The 21,698-nt window shown below is 73.8% G+C and carries 22 protein-coding genes; 6 read left to right on the forward strand and 16 right to left on the reverse strand.

Annotation, left to right across the window (positions count from 1 at the left end; genetic code table 11):
- Positions 1 to 401 precede the first annotated feature (401 nt).
- The gene (locus ACYVPE_RS32015) at positions 402 to 1,232 is read right to left on the reverse strand and encodes a helix-turn-helix domain-containing protein (RefSeq protein ID WP_461037278.1); all 831 of its coding nucleotides are present in this window, start codon (positions 1,230 to 1,232) and stop codon (positions 402 to 404) included.
- Between the two features lie 153 nt (positions 1,233 to 1,385).
- Between ACYVPE_RS32015 and ACYVPE_RS32020 the strand changes: the two genes are divergently transcribed.
- Positions 1,386 to 2,111, forward strand: coding sequence for an alpha/beta fold hydrolase (locus ACYVPE_RS32020; protein ID WP_461037279.1), 726 nt, complete (start codon positions 1,386 to 1,388; stop codon positions 2,109 to 2,111).
- Here ACYVPE_RS32020 and ACYVPE_RS32025 read toward each other — a convergent pair.
- The 3 genes from ACYVPE_RS32025 to ACYVPE_RS32035 all read right to left on the reverse strand — a co-directional run bounded on the left by ACYVPE_RS32025 (position 2,098) and on the right by ACYVPE_RS32035 (position 3,145).
- Positions 2,098 to 2,484: a rhodanese-like domain-containing protein gene (locus ACYVPE_RS32025; protein WP_461037280.1), complete on the reverse strand. Its 387-nt coding sequence runs from the start codon at positions 2,482 to 2,484 to the stop codon at positions 2,098 to 2,100. The genes ACYVPE_RS32020 and ACYVPE_RS32025 overlap by 14 nt on opposite strands.
- Positions 2,485 to 2,490: 6 nt before the next feature.
- Entirely contained in the window at positions 2,491 to 2,961 is a 471-nt protein-coding gene (locus tag ACYVPE_RS32030) for a cysteine dioxygenase (protein ID WP_461037281.1), read from the reverse strand.
- 85 nt (positions 2,962 to 3,046) lie between these two features.
- The gene (locus ACYVPE_RS32035) at positions 3,047 to 3,145 is read right to left on the reverse strand and encodes a putative leader peptide (protein WP_461037282.1); all 99 of its coding nucleotides are present in this window, start codon (positions 3,143 to 3,145) and stop codon (positions 3,047 to 3,049) included.
- A 126-nt stretch (positions 3,146 to 3,271) separates the two neighbouring features.
- On the opposite strand from ACYVPE_RS32035, the gene ACYVPE_RS32040 reads away from it, so the two are divergent.
- Positions 3,272 to 3,355: a putative leader peptide gene (locus ACYVPE_RS32040; RefSeq protein ID WP_405378896.1), complete on the forward strand. Its 84-nt coding sequence runs from the start codon at positions 3,272 to 3,274 to the stop codon at positions 3,353 to 3,355.
- A gap of 182 nt (positions 3,356 to 3,537) precedes the next feature.
- Positions 3,538 to 4,113, forward strand: coding sequence for a winged helix-turn-helix domain-containing protein (locus ACYVPE_RS32045; protein ID WP_461037283.1), 576 nt, complete (start codon positions 3,538 to 3,540; stop codon positions 4,111 to 4,113).
- On the opposite strand, the gene ACYVPE_RS32050 is transcribed toward ACYVPE_RS32045, so the two are convergent.
- The 12 genes from ACYVPE_RS32050 to ACYVPE_RS32105 form a co-directional block, all read right to left on the reverse strand.
- A complete protein-coding gene (locus ACYVPE_RS32050) occupies positions 4,095 to 4,895 on the reverse strand; it encodes a sirohydrochlorin chelatase (protein WP_461037284.1) in 801 nt (266 codons plus the stop codon). The genes ACYVPE_RS32045 and ACYVPE_RS32050 overlap by 19 nt on opposite strands.
- Positions 4,892 to 5,794, reverse strand: a complete 903-nt coding sequence (locus ACYVPE_RS32055) for an ABC transporter permease (RefSeq protein WP_461037285.1) — start codon at positions 5,792 to 5,794, stop codon at positions 4,892 to 4,894. The genes ACYVPE_RS32050 and ACYVPE_RS32055 overlap by 4 nt, the downstream gene beginning before the upstream one ends.
- Positions 5,781 to 6,584: an ABC transporter ATP-binding protein gene (locus ACYVPE_RS32060; protein WP_461037286.1), complete on the reverse strand. Its 804-nt coding sequence runs from the start codon at positions 6,582 to 6,584 to the stop codon at positions 5,781 to 5,783. Before ACYVPE_RS32060 ends, ACYVPE_RS32055 begins: the two co-directional genes overlap by 14 nt.
- Before the next feature lie 30 nt (positions 6,585 to 6,614).
- Positions 6,615 to 7,763, reverse strand: coding sequence for an ABC transporter substrate-binding protein (locus ACYVPE_RS32065; protein ID WP_461037287.1), 1,149 nt, complete (start codon positions 7,761 to 7,763; stop codon positions 6,615 to 6,617).
- A gap of 167 nt (positions 7,764 to 7,930) precedes the next feature.
- On the reverse strand, positions 7,931 to 9,265 hold the full coding sequence (locus ACYVPE_RS32070; RefSeq protein ID WP_461037288.1) for a sulfate adenylyltransferase subunit 1: 1,335 nt from the start codon (positions 9,263 to 9,265) through the stop codon (positions 7,931 to 7,933).
- On the reverse strand, positions 9,265 to 10,188 hold the full coding sequence (gene cysD, locus ACYVPE_RS32075; protein ID WP_461037303.1) for a sulfate adenylyltransferase subunit CysD: 924 nt from the start codon (positions 10,186 to 10,188) through the stop codon (positions 9,265 to 9,267). The genes ACYVPE_RS32070 and cysD overlap by 1 nt, the downstream gene beginning before the upstream one ends.
- Before the next feature lie 253 nt (positions 10,189 to 10,441).
- Positions 10,442 to 10,987 (reverse strand): adenylyl-sulfate kinase, encoded by a 546-nt coding sequence (cysC, locus tag ACYVPE_RS32080; RefSeq protein ID WP_461037289.1) that lies wholly within the window; start codon positions 10,985 to 10,987, stop codon positions 10,442 to 10,444.
- Positions 10,988 to 11,045: 58 nt separating this feature from the next.
- Positions 11,046 to 11,765, reverse strand: coding sequence for a phosphoadenylyl-sulfate reductase (locus ACYVPE_RS32085; RefSeq protein ID WP_461037290.1), 720 nt, complete (start codon positions 11,763 to 11,765; stop codon positions 11,046 to 11,048).
- A 33-nt stretch (positions 11,766 to 11,798) separates the two neighbouring features.
- Positions 11,799 to 11,978 (reverse strand): hypothetical protein, encoded by a 180-nt coding sequence (locus ACYVPE_RS32090; protein WP_461037291.1) that lies wholly within the window; start codon positions 11,976 to 11,978, stop codon positions 11,799 to 11,801.
- Entirely contained in the window at positions 11,975 to 13,669 is a 1,695-nt protein-coding gene (locus ACYVPE_RS32095; protein WP_461037292.1) for a nitrite/sulfite reductase, read from the reverse strand. The genes ACYVPE_RS32090 and ACYVPE_RS32095 overlap by 4 nt, the downstream gene beginning before the upstream one ends.
- Positions 13,670 to 14,007: 338 nt before the next feature.
- Positions 14,008 to 14,619 carry a GNAT family N-acetyltransferase gene (locus ACYVPE_RS32100; protein ID WP_461037293.1) on the reverse strand — a complete coding sequence of 204 codons (612 nt, stop codon included), beginning with the start codon at positions 14,617 to 14,619 and terminating at the stop codon, positions 14,008 to 14,010.
- Positions 14,620 to 14,654: 35 nt separating this feature from the next.
- Entirely contained in the window at positions 14,655 to 16,301 is a 1,647-nt protein-coding gene (locus tag ACYVPE_RS32105) for an acyl-CoA dehydrogenase family protein (protein ID WP_461037294.1), read from the reverse strand.
- Positions 16,302 to 16,627: 326 nt separating this feature from the next.
- On the opposite strand from ACYVPE_RS32105, the gene ACYVPE_RS32110 reads away from it, so the two are divergent.
- From ACYVPE_RS32110 to lon, 3 genes are all read left to right on the forward strand, one after another.
- Positions 16,628 to 17,449 (forward strand): helix-turn-helix domain-containing protein, encoded by an 822-nt coding sequence (locus ACYVPE_RS32110; RefSeq protein WP_461037295.1) that lies wholly within the window; start codon positions 16,628 to 16,630, stop codon positions 17,447 to 17,449.
- Between the two features lie 813 nt (positions 17,450 to 18,262).
- Complete coding sequence (locus ACYVPE_RS32115) at positions 18,263 to 19,183, forward strand: aminoglycoside phosphotransferase family protein (protein WP_461037296.1); 921 nt, start codon at positions 18,263 to 18,265, stop codon at positions 19,181 to 19,183.
- A gap of 109 nt (positions 19,184 to 19,292) precedes the next feature.
- Positions 19,293 to 21,692: an endopeptidase La gene (lon, locus tag ACYVPE_RS32120; protein ID WP_461037297.1), complete on the forward strand. Its 2,400-nt coding sequence runs from the start codon at positions 19,293 to 19,295 to the stop codon at positions 21,690 to 21,692.
- Positions 21,693 to 21,698 lie beyond the last annotated feature (6 nt).

The following is a 21,698-nucleotide window of genomic DNA, read 5'->3' on the forward strand; positions in this document are numbered from 1 at the left end:
GGGTTTTCCCCCACCCACCCGCCCTTTGTTCCGCGCTGCGCGCGGGGTGGCCCGTGGCCCGGAGGGCCGGGCGGCGAGCCGCCTCGGCCCTCCGGGCCCGGCAGCGCAGCTGCCTTGGGCTTGGCGAAGCCCGTTCCTTCGGCGCGGAGCGCCGAAGTGGGGGCGTCCGCGCTGCGCGCGGCAACGGGCCCATGGCCCGAAGGGCCCCGCGGCGGAGCCGCCCTCGGGCCCCGGGCCAACGGCCCGGCGAAGCCCGTCGTTCCGGCGCGGAGCGCCGAAACGGGCTTCCCGGGCCCCTCCCGCGCGGAGCGCGGGAAAGGGCGGGTGGGTGGGGAAAGGGCCCGTTAGGGCTCTCCCGCGCGCAGCGCGGAACAAAGGGCGGGTGGGTGGGGAGGAACCCCTCAGGCCGTCGGCGGGCGCAGCGTCGCTGTGAGGAGTGTCAGCTTGTCCGCGCTGGTGGCGTCCGCGTTCGGGTGGTGGATGACGAGGGTCTGGCCCGGCGCGCCGCTGATCGCGAGGCGTTCGCGGTTCAGGAGGAGGGCGCCGAGTTGGGGGTGGTCCAGCCGTAGCGGAGCGCCCCCGCAGCCCCGGACGTCGTGGCGGGCCCAGAGGCGGCTGAAGCGGGGGCTGGCGAGGGAGAGTTCGCCGACCAGGTCGATGAAGCGGGGGTCGTCCGTGTCGGTGCCGACGGAGTCGCGGAAGCCGGCGACGAGGTCCGCGGTCGCGGTCTCCCAGTCCGGGTGGAGGTCGCGCTCGGCGAGGTCGAGGAAGGCGTCCCGCAGGCGGTTGGCGCCCGGTGCCAGGCGGGGGGAGAGCGCGGTCGCCAGGGGGTTGGCGGCGAGGACGTCGAGGTAGCGGCCCTCGACGTGGGCCGGCAGCGGGAGGGTGGCGACCAGGGCCGCGATGCCCGGCGGGACCGTCTCCTTCCTGGGGCGGCGCCGCCGGCGCCGTGGGCGGTCGTTGCCGAGGCGCAGCAGGTGTTCCGTCGCGTCGTCGTCGAGCCGCAGCGCGCGGGCCAGGGATTCGAGGACCTGGACGGAGGGGTGGCGATCGCGGCCCTGTTCCAGCCGCAGGTAGTAGTCGGCGCTGATGCCGGCCAGCATCGCGACCTCCTCGCGGCGCAGTCCGGGCACCCGCCGGGGGCCGGCGACCGGGATGCCGGCCTGGTCAGGGGTGACGAGCTCGCGGCGGGCGCGCACGTAGTCGCCCAGCGGGTTCGTCGCCTCGGTCATGTCACCACGGTAGTTCGCCGGGACGGCCCCGTGCCTGGCCCTGTCGCCCCCAGGATCGCGGGGGTCCTGGCTGTGCCGTGGGCCGGGCGGCAGCGTGACCGGGGAAGCGGGAAGCGGGGAAGCCCGGACGAGCACGGCGAGGAGCGATGAGACATGTCGACGTATCTACTGGTGCACGGCGCCTGGCACGGCGGATGGTGCTGGGAGCGGGTGGTCCCGCGGTTGGCGGCGGCCGGGCACCGGGTGGTCGCGCCCTCGTTGACCGGCCATGGCGAACTGGCTCATCTGCTCGGCCGTGAGGTGGGGCTCGACACCCATGTCGAGGACGTCGTCCGGCTGGTCACCGAGCAGGACCTCACCGAGGTGATACTCGTGGGCCACAGCTACGCCGGCATGGTCGTCTCCGGCGCGGCCGACCGGGTCCCGGGCCGGATCGCGGAGCTGGTCCATCTCGACGCGATGGTGCCCCAGGACGGCGAGAGCGCGGTCGACGTGATGCCCATGACGCGGGCGGTGATCGACCGCGCCCTGACCTCCGAGGCCGACTGGCGGGTGCCGCCGCTCCCCGAACTGCCGCCGCCCACGGGGCTGTTCGGGGTGACTGACCCGGTGGACGTCGCCTGGTTGCGGGCCCGGCTCTCCGACCAGTCGGTGCGCTGCCTCACCCAGCCCGTCCGCCTGGTCGACCCGGCCGCGGACGCGATCCCCAGGACCTACATCCACTGCGTGGTGGGCCAGCCGGCCGGCTTCGTCCGGCGCCCCGTGCCCGCCGTCCAGCCGAACGGCGAGCCGGCGCGGGTGTGGGAGCTGGCCGCCGGCCACGACTGCATGATCACCGCGCCGGCCGAACTCGCCGAGCTGCTGCTCAGGCTGGGGTGACCGGGAGAGCGGCCCGGCGCCAGGCCTGGAAGCCGCCGACCAGGTCGGTGGCGCGGGGCAGGCCGATGGCGCGGAGCGAGGCCGCCGCGAGCGAGGAGGCGTAGCCCTCGTCGCAGAAGACGATCCACCGCACCTCGCGGTCGGTGGCCTCCGGCACCGGCGCGCCGCTCGACGGGTCGCAGCGCCACTCCAGGTGGTTGCGCTCGATCACCAGCGCCCCGGGGATGGTGCCGTGCGCCGCCCGCTGGAACTCGGGCCTGGTGTCGACCAGGACCGCGCCGGTCAGCCACTCGGCGTGCGCCTCCTCGGGGCTCACCCGCTCGAACGTCCCGCGGGCGGCGGCCAGATGGGCGTCGATGCCGGTCGTGCTCATTCGGGGTCAGTCCTCCACCGCGTCGGTTCGCAGTCGACGCAGCCGGCCGGCCGCGTCCTGCTCGTAGTAGGTCTGGGTGGTCAGCGCCGGCGCGTAGGCGTGGATGCTGACAGCCGGCCGTGACCCCCGGTTGGCCACCCGGTGGATGTGGTGCGGGCCGAAGGGGCGCACGTCGCCGAAGGCCAGGGCGCGAGCCGCGCCGTCGGGGCCGAAGGTCTCCTCGGTGAGGGCGCCGTCGACCACGCCGAAGGAGCCCGAGGAACCACCGTGGTCGTGGATCTCGGTGCCCTGCCCAGGCAGCCAGGTGAGCAGCCAGACCTCGTGCTCAGCGGACCGCTCCAGCCGGCGGTAGAAGCGCTCGGGCGTGGTGAACCGCGCGTGCGGGCGCCACAGTTCGGGGCGGGCGGCGAACCACCGCACGGTCTCGGCGAGTCGGCTCGGGGTACGGGGCGCGGAGACGGGCGCGGGCGCGGTCATGGTGGTCCTCGTTCCGGTGTGCTGCGGAGTGGTGGGGCGGTCAGCGGGAGAAGCCGCGCCCACGGCACAACACCGGGCGCGACCGTCAGCCGAGAGGGCTCGGACGGCCGCGACGACACAGCGCGCTGGCCACGCGGACGAGGTCCACGTGCCATCGTGAAAAGAGGCGCTTACCGGTCGGCATGGGATCCAGATTGACAGTGCAGACCCGCCGAGGTCAAGCGAGCTTATTTCTGAGAATTGTCCAGTATTCGAGACCTTCGGAGAATGTCTTGACGGGTGGCCCGCCGCGCTGGCATGCTCACCTACCGTGAGTCAAGCTGACTTTCTTGTCGCGCGGCTGCACGTCGATCTTCGACGGCAGGCCAGCGCCATCTGTGCCGTCGGTCGCTGAGCCCAGCGGGCCGACGCTCTTTCGCGCGTTTCGCGCTTTTTCTCTCCTTTTCCCGGTCATGCGCCGTTGATTTCGGCGTGACGTCCGACCGCGCGCCCGCGAGAGCGTTGTTCTCGGCTGCCGCAAAACAGGTTCGGCACGATCGACAACAGTGGATCAGCCAGGAAAGGCAGCGATCGACAATGACCGCCAGCGCTTTCGCCGTACGCCGGTTCGGCCCCGACAAGGGCCTGTCCCACAAGGAAAGGGAGCCGATGATGCGGCACCTCACCGCCCTCCCCGATCTCACCGACCTGTCCGACGTGACCGTGGCGTTGGTCCCGGAGGCCACGACCGGCGGCGTGCCGCTGGTCGGCTATCTCGTGCTGGCCCCGGCCGGCACCCAACTCGGCCAGCTGTCCGAGCTGTTGTCCGCGCCGGGCGGCGCCGGGGCGAGCAGCCCGACGGTCGTTCCCGAGCCGGCGCCGGCGCCCGCCGGGAAGGGCATCGTGGTCGACACCGAGGAGCGCACCGTCCGGGTGGACGGCGAACCGCTGCGCCTCACCTATCTGGAGTTCGAGCTACTCGCCCACCTCGCCGGCCACCCGCAGCGGGTGTACACCAGGGAGCAACTGGTCGCCACCATCTGGGGATACGGCCCGGTCGGCGACCAGCGCACCGTGGACGTGCACGTGGCGCGGCTGCGCAGGAAGCTGGGCGAGGCCTACCGGGAGCGGATCGTCACCGTGCGCCGGGTGGGCTACAAGTACGTTCCGTAGCCCGGTCGCCCGGCGCCGACCAGCGCCTGGCCGACCGCCGAGGCGTGGCGCGCGAGCAGCAGTTCGGCCAGCTCGGGCGCCGCGCCGAGCGGCGCGGCCACCGCGTCGGCGCCGGCCTCGCGGGCGCCGGCCAGGATCCGGTCGGGGAGCCGGCCTGGCGCGATCACACAGGGGGCCACGGCCACGCGGCGGACGCCGACCGCGCGCAGCGCGCGGACGGCGTCCGCCGTCGTGGGCCGGGAGCCGGAGGCGAACGCGGGTCGCACGGCGCACCAACCTCCGGTGCGCCGCCACTCCCGCGCGGTTTCCGCGAACACCGCGATCGCCTCCGGGTCCGATGAGCCGGCCGACGCCAACACCACGCCGGTGTCGGCCCGGTCGGCGGGGTGGACGCCGACCGCCGCGAGCCGCCGTTCCAGCGCGGCCAGCAGCAGCGGGTCGGGGCCGAGCACGTCGGCCTGCTGGATCGTCATGCCGGGCAGCCGACGTCGCGACTCCCGCAGTACGGCCGGGATGTCGGCCTTGGCGTGGAAGGCGCGGGTGGCGAGCAGCGGCACCGCCACCACGGGCCGCACGCCCTGGGCGAGCAGCCCGGCGAGCGCCGCGTCCACCCGCGGCGCGTCGAAGTCGAGGTAGCCGACCGCCACCCGCGGCCCGGACGCCGGCGACGCCCGCACCGTGGAACGCAGCCGCGCGGCCAGCGCGGCGACGGTCGCGGCGTGCCGGCGGTCCCGGCTGCCGTGCGCGACGAGCAGCAGGGCCGGGGGCGGCGTGGCGGTCACGAGGAGCGGACCAGCAGGCCGCGGCCGCGCAGCACGCGGCGCTCCAACGGGGAGAAGAACAGCAGGTCGATCGCGACGCCGACGATCAGGATCAGGATGATCGTGGCGAGCACGCCCGACATGTTCTGCATCGTGCGGTAGCCCTCCATCAGCTGCCCGAGCCCGGTGCCCAGGCTCGGGGTCTGCACGATCAGCTCGGCGGCCATCAGCGAGCGCCAGGAGAACGCCCACCCCTGCTTGAGGCCGGCCAGGTAGCCGGGCAGCGCGGCCGGCAGCAGCACGTGCCGGACGCTGGTGAGCCCTTGGGCGCCGAGCGTGCGGCCGGCCCGCAGGTAGAGCGGCGGGATCTGGTCGACGCCGGCCACGATGCCGTTGGCGATGGACGGCACGGCGCCCAGCAGCACCACCGCGTAGATGGTGCCGTTGGAGAGCCCGAACCAGATGATCGCGGCCGGCACCCAGGCCACCGAGGGCAGCGACTGGAGGCCGGTCAGCACCGGCCCGATCGCCGCCCGCACCAGCCGCACCCGGGCGACGAGCAGCCCGAGCGGCGTGCCGATGGCGATGGCGATCAGGAAGCCGAGGAGGCCGCGCGAGACGCTGGTCCAGATGTACTCGAACAGGGTGCCCTGCCGCCACATCTCCTCGTACTCGCGCCAGACGTCGAGCGGTCCCGGCATCAGGTAGTCGGGCTGGATCTCCGCCCAGTAGACGCCCTGCCAGATGGCCAGCACCAGCGCGACGGCGACCAGTGGCGGGACCACCTTGGCCAGCACCACCCGGCCGATCGACTGCCGGTCCTGTCCAGGGGAGCTGTCCAGGGCGTCGAGGCCGGCCTCCAGGCCGGCGAGGTCCGAGGCGCCGGCCGTCGGGCGCGGGGTCGTGTCACTGCTGGCCATGACGGCGGATCTCCTCCCTGAGCCGCTCGGTGATCTCCACGGAGAGCGCGGAGACCTCGGGGTCCTCGATGCGGCGCGGCTGGGGGATCTCCACCCGCCACTCGTGCGCGATCCGGCCGGGCCGCGAGGAGAGCAGCACGACCCGCTGGGCGAGCCGCACCGCCTCCCGCACGTTGTGGGTGACGAACAGGACCGAGACGCCGGTCTCGGACCAGATCCGGGTCAGCTCCTCGTGCAGCACGTCCCTGGTGATGGCGTCGAGCGCCGCGAACGGCTCGTCCATCAGCAGCAGTTGGCTGTCCTGGGCGAGCGCCCTGGCCAGCGCCACGCGCTGCCGCATGCCGCCGGACAGCTCGTGCACCCGCTTGTCGTACGAGCCCGTCAGGCGCACCAGGGCGAGCAGCTGCTCGGCCTCGCCGCGCCGCTCGTTCTTCGGCACGCCGCGCAACCGCAGCGCCAGCTCCACGTTCTTCCCCGCGGTCAGCCACGGGAAGAGCGCGTGCTCCTGGAACATCAGGGCCGGGCGGCCGCCGGGGACCGAGATCCGGCCCTCGGAGGCCGCGTCGAGGCCCGCGGTCAGGTTGAGCAGGGTCGACTTGCCGCAGCCCGAGGCCCCCAGCAGGGTGACGAACTCCCCGGGCGCGACGTCGAGGCTGATGTCGTCGAGCACCAGCTGCTGCCGGCCTGGCCGGCCGAAGGACTTCGAGACATGGTCGAGCCGCACGGCGTACTCGGTCGCGACGGCGTCGCCGGCGCGCTTGTCGGTGGTGGTGAGGGCCATGGTTGTCACCTCCTGGGGGTCACTGGGCTCCGGCGCGCGTCAGTCGGCCACGCCGAGGCCGGCGTCGTCGACCTCCGGCTGCCCCGCGTCGGCGAGCACCCGGTTGAGGATGGACAGGTCGTAGATGCCGCCGAGGTCGGTCTCCTCCAGCAGGCCGGCCGTTACGGCGTGCTCGGCTCCGAGCTGAAGGGTGCCGGCCAGCGGGTCGTCGAGGAACTCGACGTTCTCCCAGGCCGGGTCGAGCACCTCGGCCGGCAGCTCGCTGCCGCCGGGCAGCGCGGCCAGCTCGGCGTTGAAGCCGGCCTTGGCCTCGTCGGGGTTCTCGCCGATCCAGGCGTTGGTCTCCACCACGCCGCGCACGATGGCCTCGACCACGTCCGGGTGCTCGTCGAGGAAGCTCTGGGCGGCGATCACGTGGGTGACGACGTAGCGCCCGTCCTCCCACAGCTCGCCCTCGTCGAGCAGGGTCTCGGCGCCCCGGCTGACCAGGTTGGCCGCGGTGGGCTCCGGCACCCAGGCGCCGTCGATGTCGCCGCTGTCGAACGCGGCCGGGATCTCGGCGTTGGGGATCCGCGCCACCTCGACGTCGCCGCGCCCGGTCTGCGGGTCGACCTCGTAGCCGTTGTCCGCCAGGTAGTTGAGCAGCGCCACGTCCTGGGTGTTGCCGAGCTGCGGGGTGGCGATCGTGGCCCCCGCCAGGTCGTCGAGGGACGACACGGTGTCCGGGTTCACCACCAGCGACGCGCCGCCGGAGGCCGCGCCCGACACGATCCGCAGGCTCCGGCCGTCGGACTGGGCCCAGCCGTTGATCGCCGGGTTGGGGCCGATGAAGGTGACGTCGACCTCGCCGGCGTTCAGCGCCTCGATGGCGGACGGGCCGGCGTTGAAGACCTGGGTGGCGACGTCGGTGCCGCCCAGCTCCTGGCGGATCAGGCCGCCGTCCTCCCGCAGCCCGACCACGGCGGTGGCGTGGGTGATGTTGGCGAAGTAGCCGATGGTCACCTCGTCGGCCGACAGCGCCTCGGCGCTCGACTCGTCGGGCGCCGGCGCGGAGCCGCCGTCGTCGGAGTCCGAGTCGGAGCCGTAGCCGCAGGCCGCGACGAGCAGCAGCGGCAGCGCCAGGGCGGCGGTCAGCGCGCGGCGGCTCGACCGGGCGGTTCTCCGGCGGGAGGTGCGGGTGGCGGTCATGGGAGGGTCCTCTCGGGCAGGCGGAAGGTTGGGAACAACGGGGTCAACGAGCGGGATTCAGCCCGCACATCGCCCGATCCCGCCGTGCCCCGCGCCGAGCGTGCCGCTGCCTATGCGGCCGCCCTCCTTCGCGAAGGTCGAGAAGACCTCTCCCGCGATCCGCATCGTCAGAAGTCCCACCCGTCGGACGTCTCGTCCGCCGCCGGCCGCTGGCCGGCGAAGGCGGTGCCCGCCATGCCGGCCGTGAGGGTGGCGCCGTCCGCCGGGTCGATCAGCAGGAAGGAGCCGGTGGCCCGGGAGTCCGCGTAGGCGTCGACGGCCAGCGGCTCCGCGGTGCGGACCACGACCCGGCCGATGTCGTTGGCGACCAGCTGCCCGGGCGCCGGGTGCTGCGACAGGTCGTTCAGCGTCAGCCGGGACGGGATGTCCTTCACGATCGCCTTGACCGTGCGGGTGCCGTGCTTGAGCAGCACCCGGGCGCCGGGGAGCAGCGGCCGGTCGTGCAGATGGCAGACGGTGGCGTCGACGTCCTGGCTGGCCGGCGCGGCGTCGGCCGCCGGCACGATCAGGTCGCCGCGCGAGATGTCCAGGTCGTCGGCGAGGGTGAGGGTCACCGACATCGGCGCCCAGGCCACGTCGACCGACTGGCCGAGCGCGTCGATCCGCTCCACCACGCTGGCCCGCCCGGACGGCTGGACCACCACCCGCTCGCCGACCCGCAGCACCCCGGAGGCGATCTGCCCCGCGTAGCCGCGGTAGTCGGGGTGCTCGGCGGTCTGCGGCCTGATCACGTACTGGACGGGGAACCGCGCCGGGTCCTCAGCCGGGTCGTGGGTGACCGGCACCGTCTCCAGGTGTTCGAGGACGGTGGGGCCGCCGTACCAGTCCATGGTGGCCGAGGGGGTGACGACGTTGTCGCCGGCCAGCGCCGAGATCGGGATCGCGGTGACCTCGGGGACGCCGAGCGAGTCGGCGTAGTCGGTGAACTCCGCGGCGATGGTGGCGAACACCGGCTCGGCGTAGCCGACCAGGTCCATCTTGTTGACGGCCAGCACCACGTGGGGCACCCGGAGCAGCGCGGCGACCGCCGCGTGCCTGCGGGTCTGCTCGACCACCCCGTGCCGCGCGTCCACCAGGATGATGGCCAGCTCGGCGGTCGAGGCGCCGGTCACCATGTTCCTGGTGTACTGCACGTGGCCCGGGGTGTCGGCCAGGATGAACCGGCGGCGCGGGGTGGCGAAGTAGCGGTAGGCGACGTCGATGGTGATGCCCTGCTCGCGCTCGGCGCGCAGCCCGTCGGTGAGCAGTGCCAGGTCGACGGAGTCGGCGCCGCGGTTGCGGGAGGCCAGCTCGACGGCCTCCAACTGGTCGGCGAGCACCGACTTGGAGTCGTGCAGCAGCCGGCCGACCAGGGTGGACTTGCCGTCGTCCACGGATCCGGCGGTGGCGAAGCGCAGCAGCGAGGTGGCCGAGGTCTCGGCGGGCGACGCGGCGGTCGTCATCAGAAGTACCCCTCCCGCTTGCGGTCTTCCATGGCGGCCTCGGACAGCTTGTCGTCGGCCCGGGTGGCGCCGCGCTCGGTGAGCCGGGACGCGGCGATCTCGGCGATGATCTGCTCGATGGTGGCGGCGTCCGAGTCGACGGCGCCGGTGCAGGACATGTCGCCCACCGTGCGGTAGCGGACCAGCCTGGTGGCCACCGGCTCGTCGTCCCGCGGCCCGCCCCACTCGCCGGGCGCCAGCCACATCCCGGCGCGCTGGAACACCGGGCGCTCGTGGGCGAAGTAGATCGCCGGGATGTCGATCTTCTCGCGGCCGATGTACTGCCAGACGTCCAGCTCGGTCCAGTTGGAGAGCGGGAAGACCCTGACGTGCTCGCCCGGCGCGTGCCGGCCGTTGTAGAGCTGCCACAGCTCGGGGCGCTGGCGGCGCGGGTCCCAGCCGCCGAACTCGTCGCGCAGCGAGAACACCCGCTCCTTGGCGCGGGCCTTCTCCTCGTCCCGCCGGCCGCCGCCGAACACCGCGTCGAAGCGGTTGCGTTCGATGGCGTCGAGCAGCGGCACGGTCTGCAGCGGGTTGCGGGTGCCGTCGGGGCGCTCGCGCAGCCGGCCGCTGTCGATGAACTCCTGGACGTGCGCGACACGCAGCCGCAGCCCGTGCCTGGCCACCACCTCGTCCCGGTAGGCGATCACCTCGGGGAAGTTGTGCCCGGTGTCCACGTGCAGCAAAGTGAACGGCGGCGGCGCCGGCGCGAACGCCTTCAGCGCCAGGTGCAGCATGACGATCGAGTCCTTGCCGCCGGAGAAGAGGATCACCGGCCGCTCGAACTCGCCGGCCACCTCCCGGAAGATGTGCACCGCCTCGGACTCCAGCACGTCCAGGTGGGACAGCGTGTAGGGACCGCCGGTGTCGACATTCGCCGTCATGCCCGCCATGCCCGTCTCCCTTCGCTCGCCATCGTGTCGCGCCCCCATGACCGGGTAAGCTCCCCGGTGTGCTGAGCGAGAACCAAGCCAGCACACCGGGACGTTACGAGAGCCAAGTGCGTTCCTTCGAGCTTTGCCGTACCAAACCGGGCAGGTTCCGTCCCGGCTGGTGTTGATGGAGTAAGACCTTGCCGGTCGTTGACCTGCGGGGCTTCCTGAGCCAGGAATCCCCCTGCTTCAGCTGGGGGAGGGTTCAAAGCAGCCCCCGCTCGACGAGCAGGGTGTACAGGGATGCCGCCGACTCGCCGACCTGCTCCCGGTGTGCCTCGATCACCAGGTCGGGGGCGGCCGGCGCCTCGTAGGGGTCGTCCACGCCGGTGAGGCCGGAGAGTTCGCCGGCCGCCTGCCGCGCGTACAGGCCTTTCACGTCGCGCTCCGAGCACACCTCGACCGGCGTGGCGACGTGCACCTCCAGATAGCCGGTGCCGGCGGTCTGGTGGTGCTTGCGCACCGCCTCGCGGCTGTCCGCGTACGGCGCGATCACCGGGACCAGCACCTTCACCCCGTGCGAGGCGAGGAGTTCGGCGACGAAGCCGATCCGCCGCACGTTGGTGTGCCGGTCCTCGCGGGAGAAGCCGAGCCCCGCCGAGAGGAACTCCCGGATCTCGTCGCCGTCCAGCACCTCGGCGCGGTGGCCCTCGGCCGCCAGCCGCTCGGCGAGCGCGCGGGCGATGGTGGTCTTGCCGGCGCTCGGCAGGCCGGTGAGCCAGATGGTGGCGCCCTGGCCGTTGTCGCTCATCTCCGGCTCCTGCCCTGCTCGTCGGCTGCTCGTCGGGGTGACGTGTCGTCGGGGCGCATCAGCCGTGCAGCCCGCACTCGGTCTTGCCAAGGCCGGCCCAGCGGCCCGCCCGCGCGTCCTCGCCGGCCAGCGTGCGGCGGGTGCAGGGGGCGCACCCCACGGAGGCGTAGCCGTCCTGGAGTAGCGGGTTGGTGAGGACCCCGTGCTCGGCGACATAGGCTTCCACATCCGCGTCGGTCCAGCGGGCTATCGGCGCGATCTTCACCTTGCCGCGTCGCGCGTCCCAGCCGACCACCGGCGTGCCGGCCCTGGTCGGCGACTCGTCCCGGCGCAGCCCGGTGGCCCACGCGTCGTAGCCGGTCAGGCCGGCCTCCAGCACCTCGACCTTGCGCATCGCGCAGCAGCGGTCGGGGTCGCGCTCGTAAAGCCGGGGCCCGAACTCGGCGTCCTGCTCGGCGACGGTGCGCCGCGGCGTGAGGGTGACGACGTTGACGTCCATGACGGCGGCGACCGCGTCCCGGGTGCCGATGGTCTCCGGGAAGTGGTAGCCGGTGTCCAGGAAGACGACGTCCACGCCCGGCCTGGCGCGGGCCGCCAGATGGGCCACGACGGCGTCCGCCATGGAGGCGGTGACGCAGAGCCGCGGCCCGAAGGCGTCGGCGGCCCAGCGCAGTATCTCCAGGGCCGGCGCGTCCTCGAGCTCGCGGCCGGCCCGCTCGGCCAGCTCGCGAAGCCGGTCGGCGCGGTGCGGCTCGGTGGTGGTGACGGTGCTGGTCATGGATCCGATGCCCCTCCTCTGCCTTGCCTCAGGTCAGCCGTCGTGGTCGTCTCGGTCGTCGCGGGTCAGGCCGCGGGCCAGCAGGCCGAGGAACGACAGCCGGAAGGCGCGGTTGCACGCCGCGCACTCCCAGGCGCCGTGCCCGGCCTCGCTGGGGCGCAGGTCCTCGTCGCCGCAGTAGGGGCAGTAGAACGGGGCGGCGCGCTCGCTCACGACAGCGCGCCCTCGTCGGCCCTGGCGACCCACCGCGCGAACCGCTCGCCCGGCTCCCGCTGGTCGAGGTAGGTGCGCAGCACCCGCTCCACGTAGTCGGCCAGGCCGGCGGCGGTGACCTTCAGGCCGCGCACCTTGCGGCCGAAGCCGGGCTCCAGGCCGAGCGAGCCGCCCAGGTGCACCTGGAAGCCTTCGACCTGCCGCCCCTCGTCGTCCACCACCAGCTGGCCCTTGAGACCGATGTCCGCGATCTGGATGCGGGCGCAGGAGTTGGGGCAGCCGTTGATGTTGATGGTCAGCGGCTCGTCGAACTCCGGCAGCCGGCGCTCCAGCTCCTCGATCAGCCAGCCGCCCCTGGCCTTGGTCTCGACGATGGCCAGCTTGCAGAACTCGATGCCGGTGCAGGCCATGGTGCCGCGCCGGAACACCGAGGGCTCGGCGGTCAGGCCGAGCGCGTCGAGCCCCTCGGTGAGCGAGGCGACCCGGTCCTCCGGCACGTCGAGGATCAGCATCTTCTGCTGGACGGTGGTGCGCACCCGTTCCGAGCCGTGCGCCTCGGCCAGGTCGGCGATCTTGGCGAGCGTGGTGCCGTCCACCCGGCCGACGGTGGGCGCGAAGCCCACGTAGTGGCGGCCGTCGTTCTGCCGGTGTACGCCGATGTGGTCGCGCCAGGCGTGCGGCGGGTCGGCCGGCGCCGGGCCGTCGATCATCCGGCGCAGCAGGTACTCCTTCTCCACCACCTCGCGGAACCGCTCCGGGCCCCAGTCGGCGACCAGGAACTTCAGCCGGGCGCGGGTGCGCAGCCGGCGGTAGCCGTAGTCGCGGAAGACGGAGACGACCGCCTCGTGGACGTCGGCGACCTCCTCGGCCGGCACCCAGGCGCCGAGCCGGACGCCGATTCGCGGGTTGGTGGAGAGCCCGCCGCCGACCCAGACGTCGAAGCCGGGACCGTGCTCGGGGTGGACGACGCCGACGAACGCCACGTCGTTGACCTCGTGCGCCACGTCGAGCAGCGGCGATCCCGAGACGGCGGTCTTGAACTTGCGCGGCAGGTTCGAGTACGCCTTGTTGCCCACCACCCGGCGGTGGATCTCCTCGATGGCGGGCGTGCCGTCGAGGATCTCGTCGGCCGCGATCCCGGCCACCGGGGAGCCGACGATCACCCGCGGGGTGTCGCCGCACGCCTCGGTGGTGGAGAGGCCGACGGACTCGAGGCGGCGCCAGATCTCCGGCATGTCCTCGATCCGGATCCAGTGGTACTGGACGTTCTGCCGGTCGGTGATGTCTGCCGTGCCGCGGGCGAACTCCTGCGAGATCTCGCCGATCACCCGCAGCTGGCGGGTGGTGAGCCGGCCGCCGTCGATCCTGACCCGCAGCATGAAGAACTCGTCGTCCAGCTCCTCGGGCTCCAGGATCGCCGTCTTGCCGCCGTCGATGCCGGGGCGCCGCTGGGTGTAGAGGCCCCACCAGCGCATCCGGCCGCGCAGGTCCTGGGCGTCGATGGCCTGGAAGCCGCGCTGGGCGTAGACGGTCTCGATGCGGGTGCGCACGTTGAGGCCGTCGTCGTCCTTCTTGAACTGCTCGTTGCCGTTGAGCGGCGTGAAGTGCCCGGCCGCCCACTGGCCTTCGCCGCGGTGGCGGCCGGCCTTGCGACGGGCGGGAGCGGCAGGCTTCTCAGCGCTGTCGGACATGGTGGTGTCGCGCCTTTCTGGGGTGCGATGGGCCTGCGTGACGGCAGGGATGACTCCGCCCATGATCCGGACGGCCGCGGAGGCGAGGGGAGTCAGCGCGTGGAGAGGAGGCGGTGCTGCGGTGCGGGAGACGGCCGGGAAACGGCTCTCACCAGGCCGGACAGATGGCGCTGGACATTCGACCGAAGTCGACGTGGCGCCGACTCACCAGGGCAATTCCAGCAGCGGACATGACGGCAGCGTGGCACGCGGTGACGCGCCCGTCCACCGTTATCCGCGATGTGGACGGGGTCGTCCCAATATGTGGTCACTGTGTGAGGGTGGTCACGTTTGACCGGTCAGCCGGGCGTGGGACCGGCCGCTCCCGGCCAGGGGCCCGGGGTGGCGACCACCGGCTCCTCCGCCTCGGTGGTGTCGTACAGCCGGAAGCCGCGGCGCCGGTAGTTGGCCAGAGAGTGCGGGCCGTCCTTGGAGCAGGTGTGCACCCAGACCCGGCGGGTGGGCGGCCGCCCTGGCCAGCGTTCCGCCAGGTCCCAGGCCCTGGCCGTCCCCTCGGCGAGCAGCAGCCCGCCGATACCGCGCCCCCGGAAGGCCGGGAGCAGCCCGAAGTAGCTGACCTCCACCTCTCCTTCGGGGCCTTTGGGGTGCGGGTCGAGCTCCAGGAAGCCGGCCGGGGTGTCGTGCCGGTAGGCCACCCAGGTCTCCACCCCCGGCCGCTCCAGGAACGTCCGCCACCGCGCCAGGTCCCACACCAGCCGGTCGGTCCAGGTGATGTCCTGCCCGACCGCCGTGTACAGGAACCGGCTGAACTCCGGGCTCGGCACGGCCGCCCGCGCCACCCGCACCCCGGCGTCCGGTGCCCGCCGCCCGGCCGGCACCAGATCGGTCGGCGCGGTCTGCTCAAGCCACCAGGTGACGACGCGACGGGTCAGGGCGGGGGACGTGCTCATGCCGCCATCCCACCACACCGGGCGGCGGAGCCCGCTCACCGGGCCGGGCGGGCCCGGTCTACGATCGACCCCAGGTCGAGGGCACCGGGCAGGGTGCCGAACGCCACGCCCCAGTCGCCCGACAGCCGGGACGCGCAGAACGCGTCGGCCACCGCCGACGGGGCGTGCTGGACCAGCAGCGCGCCCTGGAGCACCAGCGCGATCCGCTCCACCAGCCGGCGGGCGCGGGCCTCGATCCCCTCCAGGTCGGACAGCTCGGTGAGCACCCCCTTGATCGCGGCGTCCAGCCGGTGGTCGGCGCCGGCCGCCCGCCCCACCTCGGACAGGAACGCGTTCAACGCCTGCGGCTCGCGCTGCAACGCCCGCAGCACGTCGAGCGCCTGGACGTTGCCGGACCCCTCCCAGATCGAGTTCAGCGGCGACTCGCGCAGCAGCCGCGGCATCCCCGACTCCTCCACGTAGCCGTTGCCGCCCAGGCACTCCAGGGCCTCCACGGCCAACGGGGTGCAGCGCTTGGTCACCCAGTACTTGGCCGCCGGCACCACGATCCGCAGCAGCTGCCGCTCCTGCGCGACGCCGGCCGCCGCCGCGTCGTGCGCCGCGGCCAGCCGCAGCGCCAGCGCCGTCGCCGCCTCAGACTCAAGCGCCAGGTCGGCCAGCACGTTCCGCATCAGCGGCTTGTCGATCAGCGGGCCGCCGAACGCCGACCGGTGCGCCGAGTGGTGGATGGCCTGGGCCACGGCCTGCCGCATGATCGCCGCCGAGCCGGTGACGCAGTCCAGCCGGGTGGCGGCCACCATCTCGATGATGGTGGGCACCCCGCGCCCCTCCTCGCCGACCCGCCACGCCACGGTGGTGCCGTCGAACTCCACCTCGGACGAGGCGTTGGAGTGGTTGCCGAGCTTGTCCTTGAGGCGCTGGATCCGGAACGTGTTGCGGGTGCCGTCCGGTAGCACCCGTGGCAGCAGGAAACAGGTGAGCCCGCCAGGCGCCTGGGCCAGCACCAGGAACGCGTCGGACATCGGCGCCGAGCAGAACCACTTGTGGCCGGTCAGCGCGTACGCGCCGGGCTCGGCCAGCGGCTCGGCCCGGGTGGAGTTGGCCCGCACGTCCGAGCCGCCCTGCTTCTCCGTCATCCCCATGCCGGCGATCGCGCCCGCCTTCTCCGCCACCGGGCGCAGCCCCGGGTCATAGGCGTGGGCGGTCAGCGCCGGCTCCCAGACGGCGGCCAGCTCGGGCGCGGCGCGCAGCGCCGGCACGGCGGCGTGGGTCATCGACACCGGGCAGCCGTGCCCCGAGTCCACCTGCGTCCACACCAGGAACCCGGCCGTCCTGCGGAGCTGCCCGCTGGGGCGCGACACGGCGTCCGTGAGGCCGGCCTCCACCGCCCGCGCCATCAGCCGGTGCCAGGCCGGGTGGAACTCGACCTCGTCGATCCGGTGGCCGTAGCGGTCGTGGGTGCGGAGCACCGGCGGGTGCTCGTTGGCGAGCCTGCCCCACTCGGCGGCCTCGGCCGAGCCGGCGGCGCGGCCGAGCGCGCGCAGCTCGGCGGTCGCCTCGTCGGCGACCTCGGGTGCGACGTGCCGGGCGAAGCCCTCGGTGAGGGCGGCGTCCGCGGCGAACACGTCGTACTCCGTCAGCGGCGGCGGCTGGTTGGTCACCGCGTGGGTGCTCTGCGTCATGAGTCCCACCGTAGGCCGGTCGCGGCGACCCGTCACCACCCGCGGTCGCACGTGCCGATGGCCGGTTCCCGCTCTGCGCCCCGGCGGGTGTCCGAGGTGTCCGTACTGATCGCATACCGTGTGCGAGATCCGTCCTGAGCCCCCGGCGCACGCCCGGGCCTGGGCGCATCCGACGGGTTCAATCGAGGCCGGACCTAGTACAGTTGGCCGTTCGCGGCCACTGGGATGGGAGCGGCATGGGTGTTGTGGACCACGAAGAGACCGTTGGCGAAAGCAAAGCCCGTGTCGTCCCCGACTACCGGCAGACCGGCCCCACCGTGGCCCGAATGATCCTCGGCAGCAGGCTGCGGCAGCTGCGCGAGGCCCGCGGCATCACGGGTGGCCAGGCCGGCAGCAGAATCCGCGCCTCCCACTCCAAGATCAGCCGCCTCGAGATGGGCAGGACCGGTTTCAAGACACGGGACGTGCTCGACCTGCTGACGCTCTACGGCGTCACCGACGAGGCCGAGCGCGCCATGCTGCTGGAACTGGCCAGGCAGTCCACCCAGCCGGGGTGGTGGCACGTCTACCACGACGTGGTGCCGGCCTGGCTCAACGTCTACCTCGGCCTCGAACAGGCGGCCACGGTGATCCGCGGCTACGAACTCCAGTTCGTCCCCGGCCTGTTCCAGACCGAGGACTACGCGCGGGCGGTGACCAGGCTCGCCCCCGAGCCGCTCGACGACCAGCTGGAGCGGCGGGTCGAGCTCCGGATGGCCCGGCAGGGCGTGCTCCACCGGGAGCAGCCGCCGCACGTCTGGATGGTCATCGACGAGACGGCTCTGCGGCGCCCGCTCGGCGGCCCCCGGGCGATGCGGGCCCAGCTCGAACACCTCCTGGAGATGGCCGCGCTGCCGCACGTCACCATCCAGATCATGCCGTTCGCCGCCGGCGGCCACGCGGCGATCGGCGGCGCCGTCACGGTCCTCCGCCCACCGGGCGGCGACCTCCCCGACGTCGTCTACCTGGAACAGCTGACCGGCGGCGTCTACCCCGACAAGCCGTCCGAGATCGAGTCCTACCGGCACATCATGAACCGCGTGGTCCTCCAGGCCGAACCCCCCACCCAGACCGACGGCTTCCTGCGGCGGGTTCTCCACGAGACGTAGGCCACGTGGCCGTGGCGTCGTCCCACCGACCTCAGCCCCGTGGCGGCCGTGGCGCCGCTTCGCGGCGAAGCGGTCTCGCGGCGAAGCCGCGGCCGGTGGGGCAGCCCGGCCGCCTGCGGCGGTGGCTTTCTACCACGCCTGCGGCGTGGACAGCCCCGGAGCCGGGTCCGCCTTCGGCGGGGCCATGGCTCGGGCGGCGGCTCTGCGCGACCCGCGCGGGCGGGCCTCCGGGCGGGCCGAGGAGCGGTGTAGCCGTGCGGCTGCCCTGGAGGCGCATCGGCGGGTGGGCTGACCGCCTGCGGCGGCCTGCCGCCGCGCTTCCGGCGCGGACGGCCCTCGAGCCGGCCCTGCCGCAGGTGGGCCCGTGGCGGCCCGGGTGGGGTTGCGCGAACGTGTCGATGGGCTGGCCGCCTGCGGCGGAGCCATCGCCCGGCCGGCGGCGCTGCGCCGTAGGCCACGTGGCCGTGGCACTGTCCCACCGACCTCAGCCCCGTGGCGGCCGTGGCGCCGCTTCGCCGCGAAGCCGCGACCGGTGTGCCGGCCGATGCCGCGCCTGCGGCGGGGCCTTGGCTCGGCCCGCGTGGGCGGGCTGTGGAGCGGTGTAGCCGGTGTGGATGCCCCTGGAGACGGATCGGAGGGGGGGCTGACTGCCTGCGGCGGCGGCCTGCCGCCGCGCCTTCGGCGCGGATGGCCCGGTCCCGCGCGGACCGGCAGGCCGTGGGACGCGCGGAAGGCGGGGCCTGCCCGGCGGCCGGCCGCCTGCGGCCGCGCGCGCCTTCGGCGCGTGCGGTGGCCGGGATATCGTCGGGTGGCATGGCGCTCACCGAGATCGAGATCACGGGGGAACTGCTCCGGGATCTGTTGCGTGATCAGCATCCTGACCTGGCCGATCGGCCCGTGCGGCTTGGGGCGCGGGGGTGGGACAACCAGTTGTGGCGGCTCGGTGAGGATCTCGCCGTCCGGGTGCCCTGGGCGACGGAGGCCGCGGACGCGCTGGTGCGCAAGGAGTACACGTGGCTGCCCGGCCTCGCCCCGGGGCTGCCGCTGCCGGTGCCAGTCCCGCAGCGCCTCGGCGAGCCGTCGGAGCGGTTTCCGCGCCCCTGGATCGTCACCACCTGGGTGCCAGGCACGCCCGCCGACCTCGCTCCGGCCACCCGTGGCGAGCAGGCGGCCGACGCGCTGGCCGCGTTCCTCACTGCGCTGCACCGGCCCGCCCCGGCGGGGGCGCCCGCCGGTCGCGACCGTGGGGGCCGGTTGGCCGACCACGCCGGGGGGTTCCTCGACGGGCTCGCCTCGGCCGCCGAGTTCGGGCTGATCCCCGACCCGGAGGCCGTCCGCGCGGTCTGGGAGGACGCCGTCGCCGCGCCCGCCTGGGCCGGCCCACCGGTGTGGCTCCACGCCGACCTGCACGCGGCCAACGTCCTCACCGAGGACGGCGCCCTCTGCGGCGTGATCGACTTCGGCGACCTCTGCGCGGGCGATCCGGCCTGCGACCTCGGTGCCGGCTGGGCGCTGCTGCCGGACGGCGCCATCGACCGGTTCCACGCCGCGTACCGGCCGGCCCTGGACGACGCCACCCTGCGCCGGGCCCGCGGCTGGGCGCTGCTGCGCGCCATGGGCGGCGTCCTCATCGGGGAGGCCGGCGTCCGCGGCCGGCCCGGCGGCAAGCCCACCTGGGGCCCGCCCGCCCAGGCCGCGGTGCGGCGTCTCGTCTCGGCGAGCGCGGTCGGGTAGGCCGCGAGGCCCGGATCGCTCTCGGCGAACAGCCGGCGGGGTCGGGAACAACGGCGGAGCCCCTCGCATTGAGTCTGCATAGCTCAATTTGCTTGCCGAGGGAGAGGTCATGACTCTGTCGTTCGACAAACTCACCCTGCCGGTGCTGCCGCTGGACGACGAGGTGGTGCTGCCGGGGATGGTGGTGCCGCTGGAGCTCTCCGACTCCGAGGTGCGGGGCGCGGTCGAGGCCGCGCAGTCCGCCGCGGTGCGGGGAGAGAAGCCGCGGCTGCTTCTGGTGCCGCGGGTGGACGGGACGTACGCCGGGATCGGCGTGCTCGGCCGGGTGGAACAGGTCGGTCGGCTGGCCGACGGCGACCCCGGCGCGCTGGTCCGTGGCCTGCGGCGGGTCAGGATCGGTTCCGGGACCACCGGGCCTGGCGCCGCGCTGTGGGTGGAGGGCACCGTGGTCGAGCAGGCCGCGCCCGACCCGCTGCCCGGCGGTGTCGCCGAGCTGGCCAAGGAGTACAAGGCCCTGACCACCAGCTGGCTGCGGAAGCGCGGCGCGTGGCAGGTCGTGGACCGGGTGCAGGGCATCGAGGACGTCGGCGCGCTGGCCGACAACGCCGGCTACTCGCCGTTCCTCAGCGCCGAGCAGCGGCGCACCCTGCTGGAGACCATCGATCCGGTGGAGCGGCTGAAGCTCGCCACCAAGTGGCTCAGCGACCACCTGGCCGAGGAGGAGGTCGCCGAGTCCATCGCCAAGGACGTGCAGGACGGCGTGGACAAGCAGCAGCGCGAGTTCCTGCTGCGCCGCCAGCTGGAGGCCGTCCGCAAGGAGCTGGCCGAGCTCAACGGCGACGCGGCCGACGAGGGCGACGACTACCGGGCCCGCGTCGAGGCCGCCGACCTGCCTTCGAGGGTGCGCGAGGCGGCGCTCAAGGAGGTCGACAAGCTGGAGCGGGCCTCCGACGCCAGCCCCGAGGGCAGCTGGATCCGCACCTGGCTGGACACCGTGCTCGAACTGCCGTGGAGCGTCCGCACCGAGGACGCCTACGACATAGCCGGCGCCAAGGCCGTGCTCGACGAGGACCACGCGGGCCTTGACGACGTCAAGGAGCGCATCACCGAGTACCTGGCCGTCCGCAAGCGGCGCGGTGACCGCGGCCTCGGCGTGGTCGGCGGCCGGCGCGGCGGTGCCGTGCTGGCGCTGGTCGGGCCGCCCGGCGTCGGCAAGACGTCGCTCGGCGAGTCCGTCGCCCGCGCCATGGGCCGGAAGTTCGTCCGCGTCGCGCTCGGCGGCGTCCGGGACGAGGCCGAGATCAGGGGCCACCGCCGCACCTACGTCGGCGCCCTGCCAGGCCGGATCGTCCGGGCCGTCAAGGAGGCCGGCTCGATGAACCCGGTCGTGCTGCTCGACGAGATCGACAAGGTCGGCAGCGACTACCGGGGCGACCCCTCGGCCGCGCTGCTCGAGGTCCTCGACCCGGCGCAGAACCACACCTTCCGCGACCACTACCTGGAGGTCGAGCTCGACCTGTCCGACGTCGTCTTCCTGGCCACCGCCAACGCGCTGGAGGCCATCCCGCAGCCGCTGCTCGACCGCATGGAGCTGGTGCGGCTCGACGGCTACACGGAGGACGAGAAGGTCGTGATCGCCCGCGACCACCTGGTGCCGAGGCAGCTGGAGCGGGCCGGGATGGACGCCACCGAGGTCACCGTCGAGGAGGGCGCGCTGCGCCGGCTGGCCGGCGAGTACACCAGGGAGGCCGGCGTCCGCGCCCTGGAGCGCACCGTCGCCCGGCTGCTCCGCAAGGTCGCGGCCCGCGTCGAGCTGGGCGAGGCCACCCTGCCGGTGACCGTCGCCGAGGGCGGTCTCCGGGAGCTGATCGGGCGCCCGCACCACGTGCCGGAGTCCGCGCAGGAGCCGGCCGAGCGGCGCACCGCGGTGCCCGGCGTGGCCACCGGCCTCGCCGTCACCGGCGCCGGCGGGGACGTCCTCTACATCGAGGCGTCGCTCGCCGACCCGGAGACCGGCGGCTCGGGGCTGACCCTCACCGGCCAGCTGGGCGACGTGATGAAGGAGTCCGGCCAGATCGCCCTCTCCTACCTGCGGTCGCGCGGCGCCGAACTGGAGCTGCCGGTCGGAGACCTGCGGGAGCGCGGCATCCACCTGCACGTGCCGGCGGGCGCGGTGCCCAAGGACGGGCCGAGCGCGGGCATCACCATGACCACGGCGCTGGCCTCGCTGCTCAGCGGGCGCCAGGTCAGGCCGGACGTGGCGATGACCGGCGAGGTGTCGCTGACCGGCCGTGTGCTGCCGATCGGCGGCGTCAAGCAGAAGCTGCTCGCCGCCCACCGCGCGGGGCTGACCACCGTGATCATCCCCAGGCGGAACGAGCCCGACCTGGACGACGTGCCGGCCGAGATCCTGGCCACGCTCGACGTCCACCCGGTGAGCGACGTCCGCCAGGTGCTGGAGCTGGCGCTGTCCCCGGCAGCCGCTCCCACGGTGGCCGTGGCCGCCTGAACCCGA

The sequence above is a fragment of the Streptomyces mayteni genome (assembly GCF_054783955.1).

Excerpts from the sequence above, each read along its gene's own strand:
- ACYVPE_RS32015 (WP_461037278.1), bottom strand. The coding sequence starts at position 1,232 with ATGACCGAGGCGACGAACCCGCTGGGCGACTACGTGCGCGCCCGCCGC.
- ACYVPE_RS32020 (WP_461037279.1), top strand. The coding sequence starts at position 1,386 with ATGTCGACGTATCTACTGGTGCACGGCGCCTGGCACGGCGGATGGTGC.
- ACYVPE_RS32025 (WP_461037280.1), bottom strand. The coding sequence starts at position 2,484 with ATGAGCACGACCGGCATCGACGCCCATCTGGCCGCCGCCCGCGGGACG.
- ACYVPE_RS32030 (WP_461037281.1), bottom strand. The coding sequence starts at position 2,961 with ATGACCGCGCCCGCGCCCGTCTCCGCGCCCCGTACCCCGAGCCGACTC.
- ACYVPE_RS32035 (WP_461037282.1), bottom strand. The coding sequence starts at position 3,145 with ATGCCGACCGGTAAGCGCCTCTTTTCACGATGGCACGTGGACCTCGTC.
- ACYVPE_RS32045 (WP_461037283.1), top strand. The coding sequence starts at position 3,538 with ATGACCGCCAGCGCTTTCGCCGTACGCCGGTTCGGCCCCGACAAGGGC.
- ACYVPE_RS32055 (WP_461037285.1), bottom strand. The coding sequence starts at position 5,794 with ATGGCCAGCAGTGACACGACCCCGCGCCCGACGGCCGGCGCCTCGGAC.
- ACYVPE_RS32065 (WP_461037287.1), bottom strand. The coding sequence starts at position 7,763 with ATGACCGCCACCCGCACCTCCCGCCGGAGAACCGCCCGGTCGAGCCGC.
- ACYVPE_RS32070 (WP_461037288.1), bottom strand. The coding sequence starts at position 9,265 with ATGACGACCGCCGCGTCGCCCGCCGAGACCTCGGCCACCTCGCTGCTG.
- cysD (WP_461037303.1), bottom strand. The coding sequence starts at position 10,188 with ATGACGGCGAATGTCGACACCGGCGGTCCCTACACGCTGTCCCACCTG.
- cysC (WP_461037289.1), bottom strand. The coding sequence starts at position 10,987 with ATGAGCGACAACGGCCAGGGCGCCACCATCTGGCTCACCGGCCTGCCG.
- ACYVPE_RS32085 (WP_461037290.1), bottom strand. The coding sequence starts at position 11,765 with ATGACCAGCACCGTCACCACCACCGAGCCGCACCGCGCCGACCGGCTT.
- ACYVPE_RS32095 (WP_461037292.1), bottom strand. The coding sequence starts at position 13,669 with ATGTCCGACAGCGCTGAGAAGCCTGCCGCTCCCGCCCGTCGCAAGGCC.
- ACYVPE_RS32100 (WP_461037293.1), bottom strand. The coding sequence starts at position 14,619 with ATGAGCACGTCCCCCGCCCTGACCCGTCGCGTCGTCACCTGGTGGCTT.
- ACYVPE_RS32105 (WP_461037294.1), bottom strand. The coding sequence starts at position 16,301 with ATGACGCAGAGCACCCACGCGGTGACCAACCAGCCGCCGCCGCTGACG.
- ACYVPE_RS32110 (WP_461037295.1), top strand. The coding sequence starts at position 16,628 with ATGATCCTCGGCAGCAGGCTGCGGCAGCTGCGCGAGGCCCGCGGCATC.
- ACYVPE_RS32115 (WP_461037296.1), top strand. The coding sequence starts at position 18,263 with ATGGCGCTCACCGAGATCGAGATCACGGGGGAACTGCTCCGGGATCTG.
- lon (WP_461037297.1), top strand. The coding sequence starts at position 19,293 with ATGACTCTGTCGTTCGACAAACTCACCCTGCCGGTGCTGCCGCTGGAC.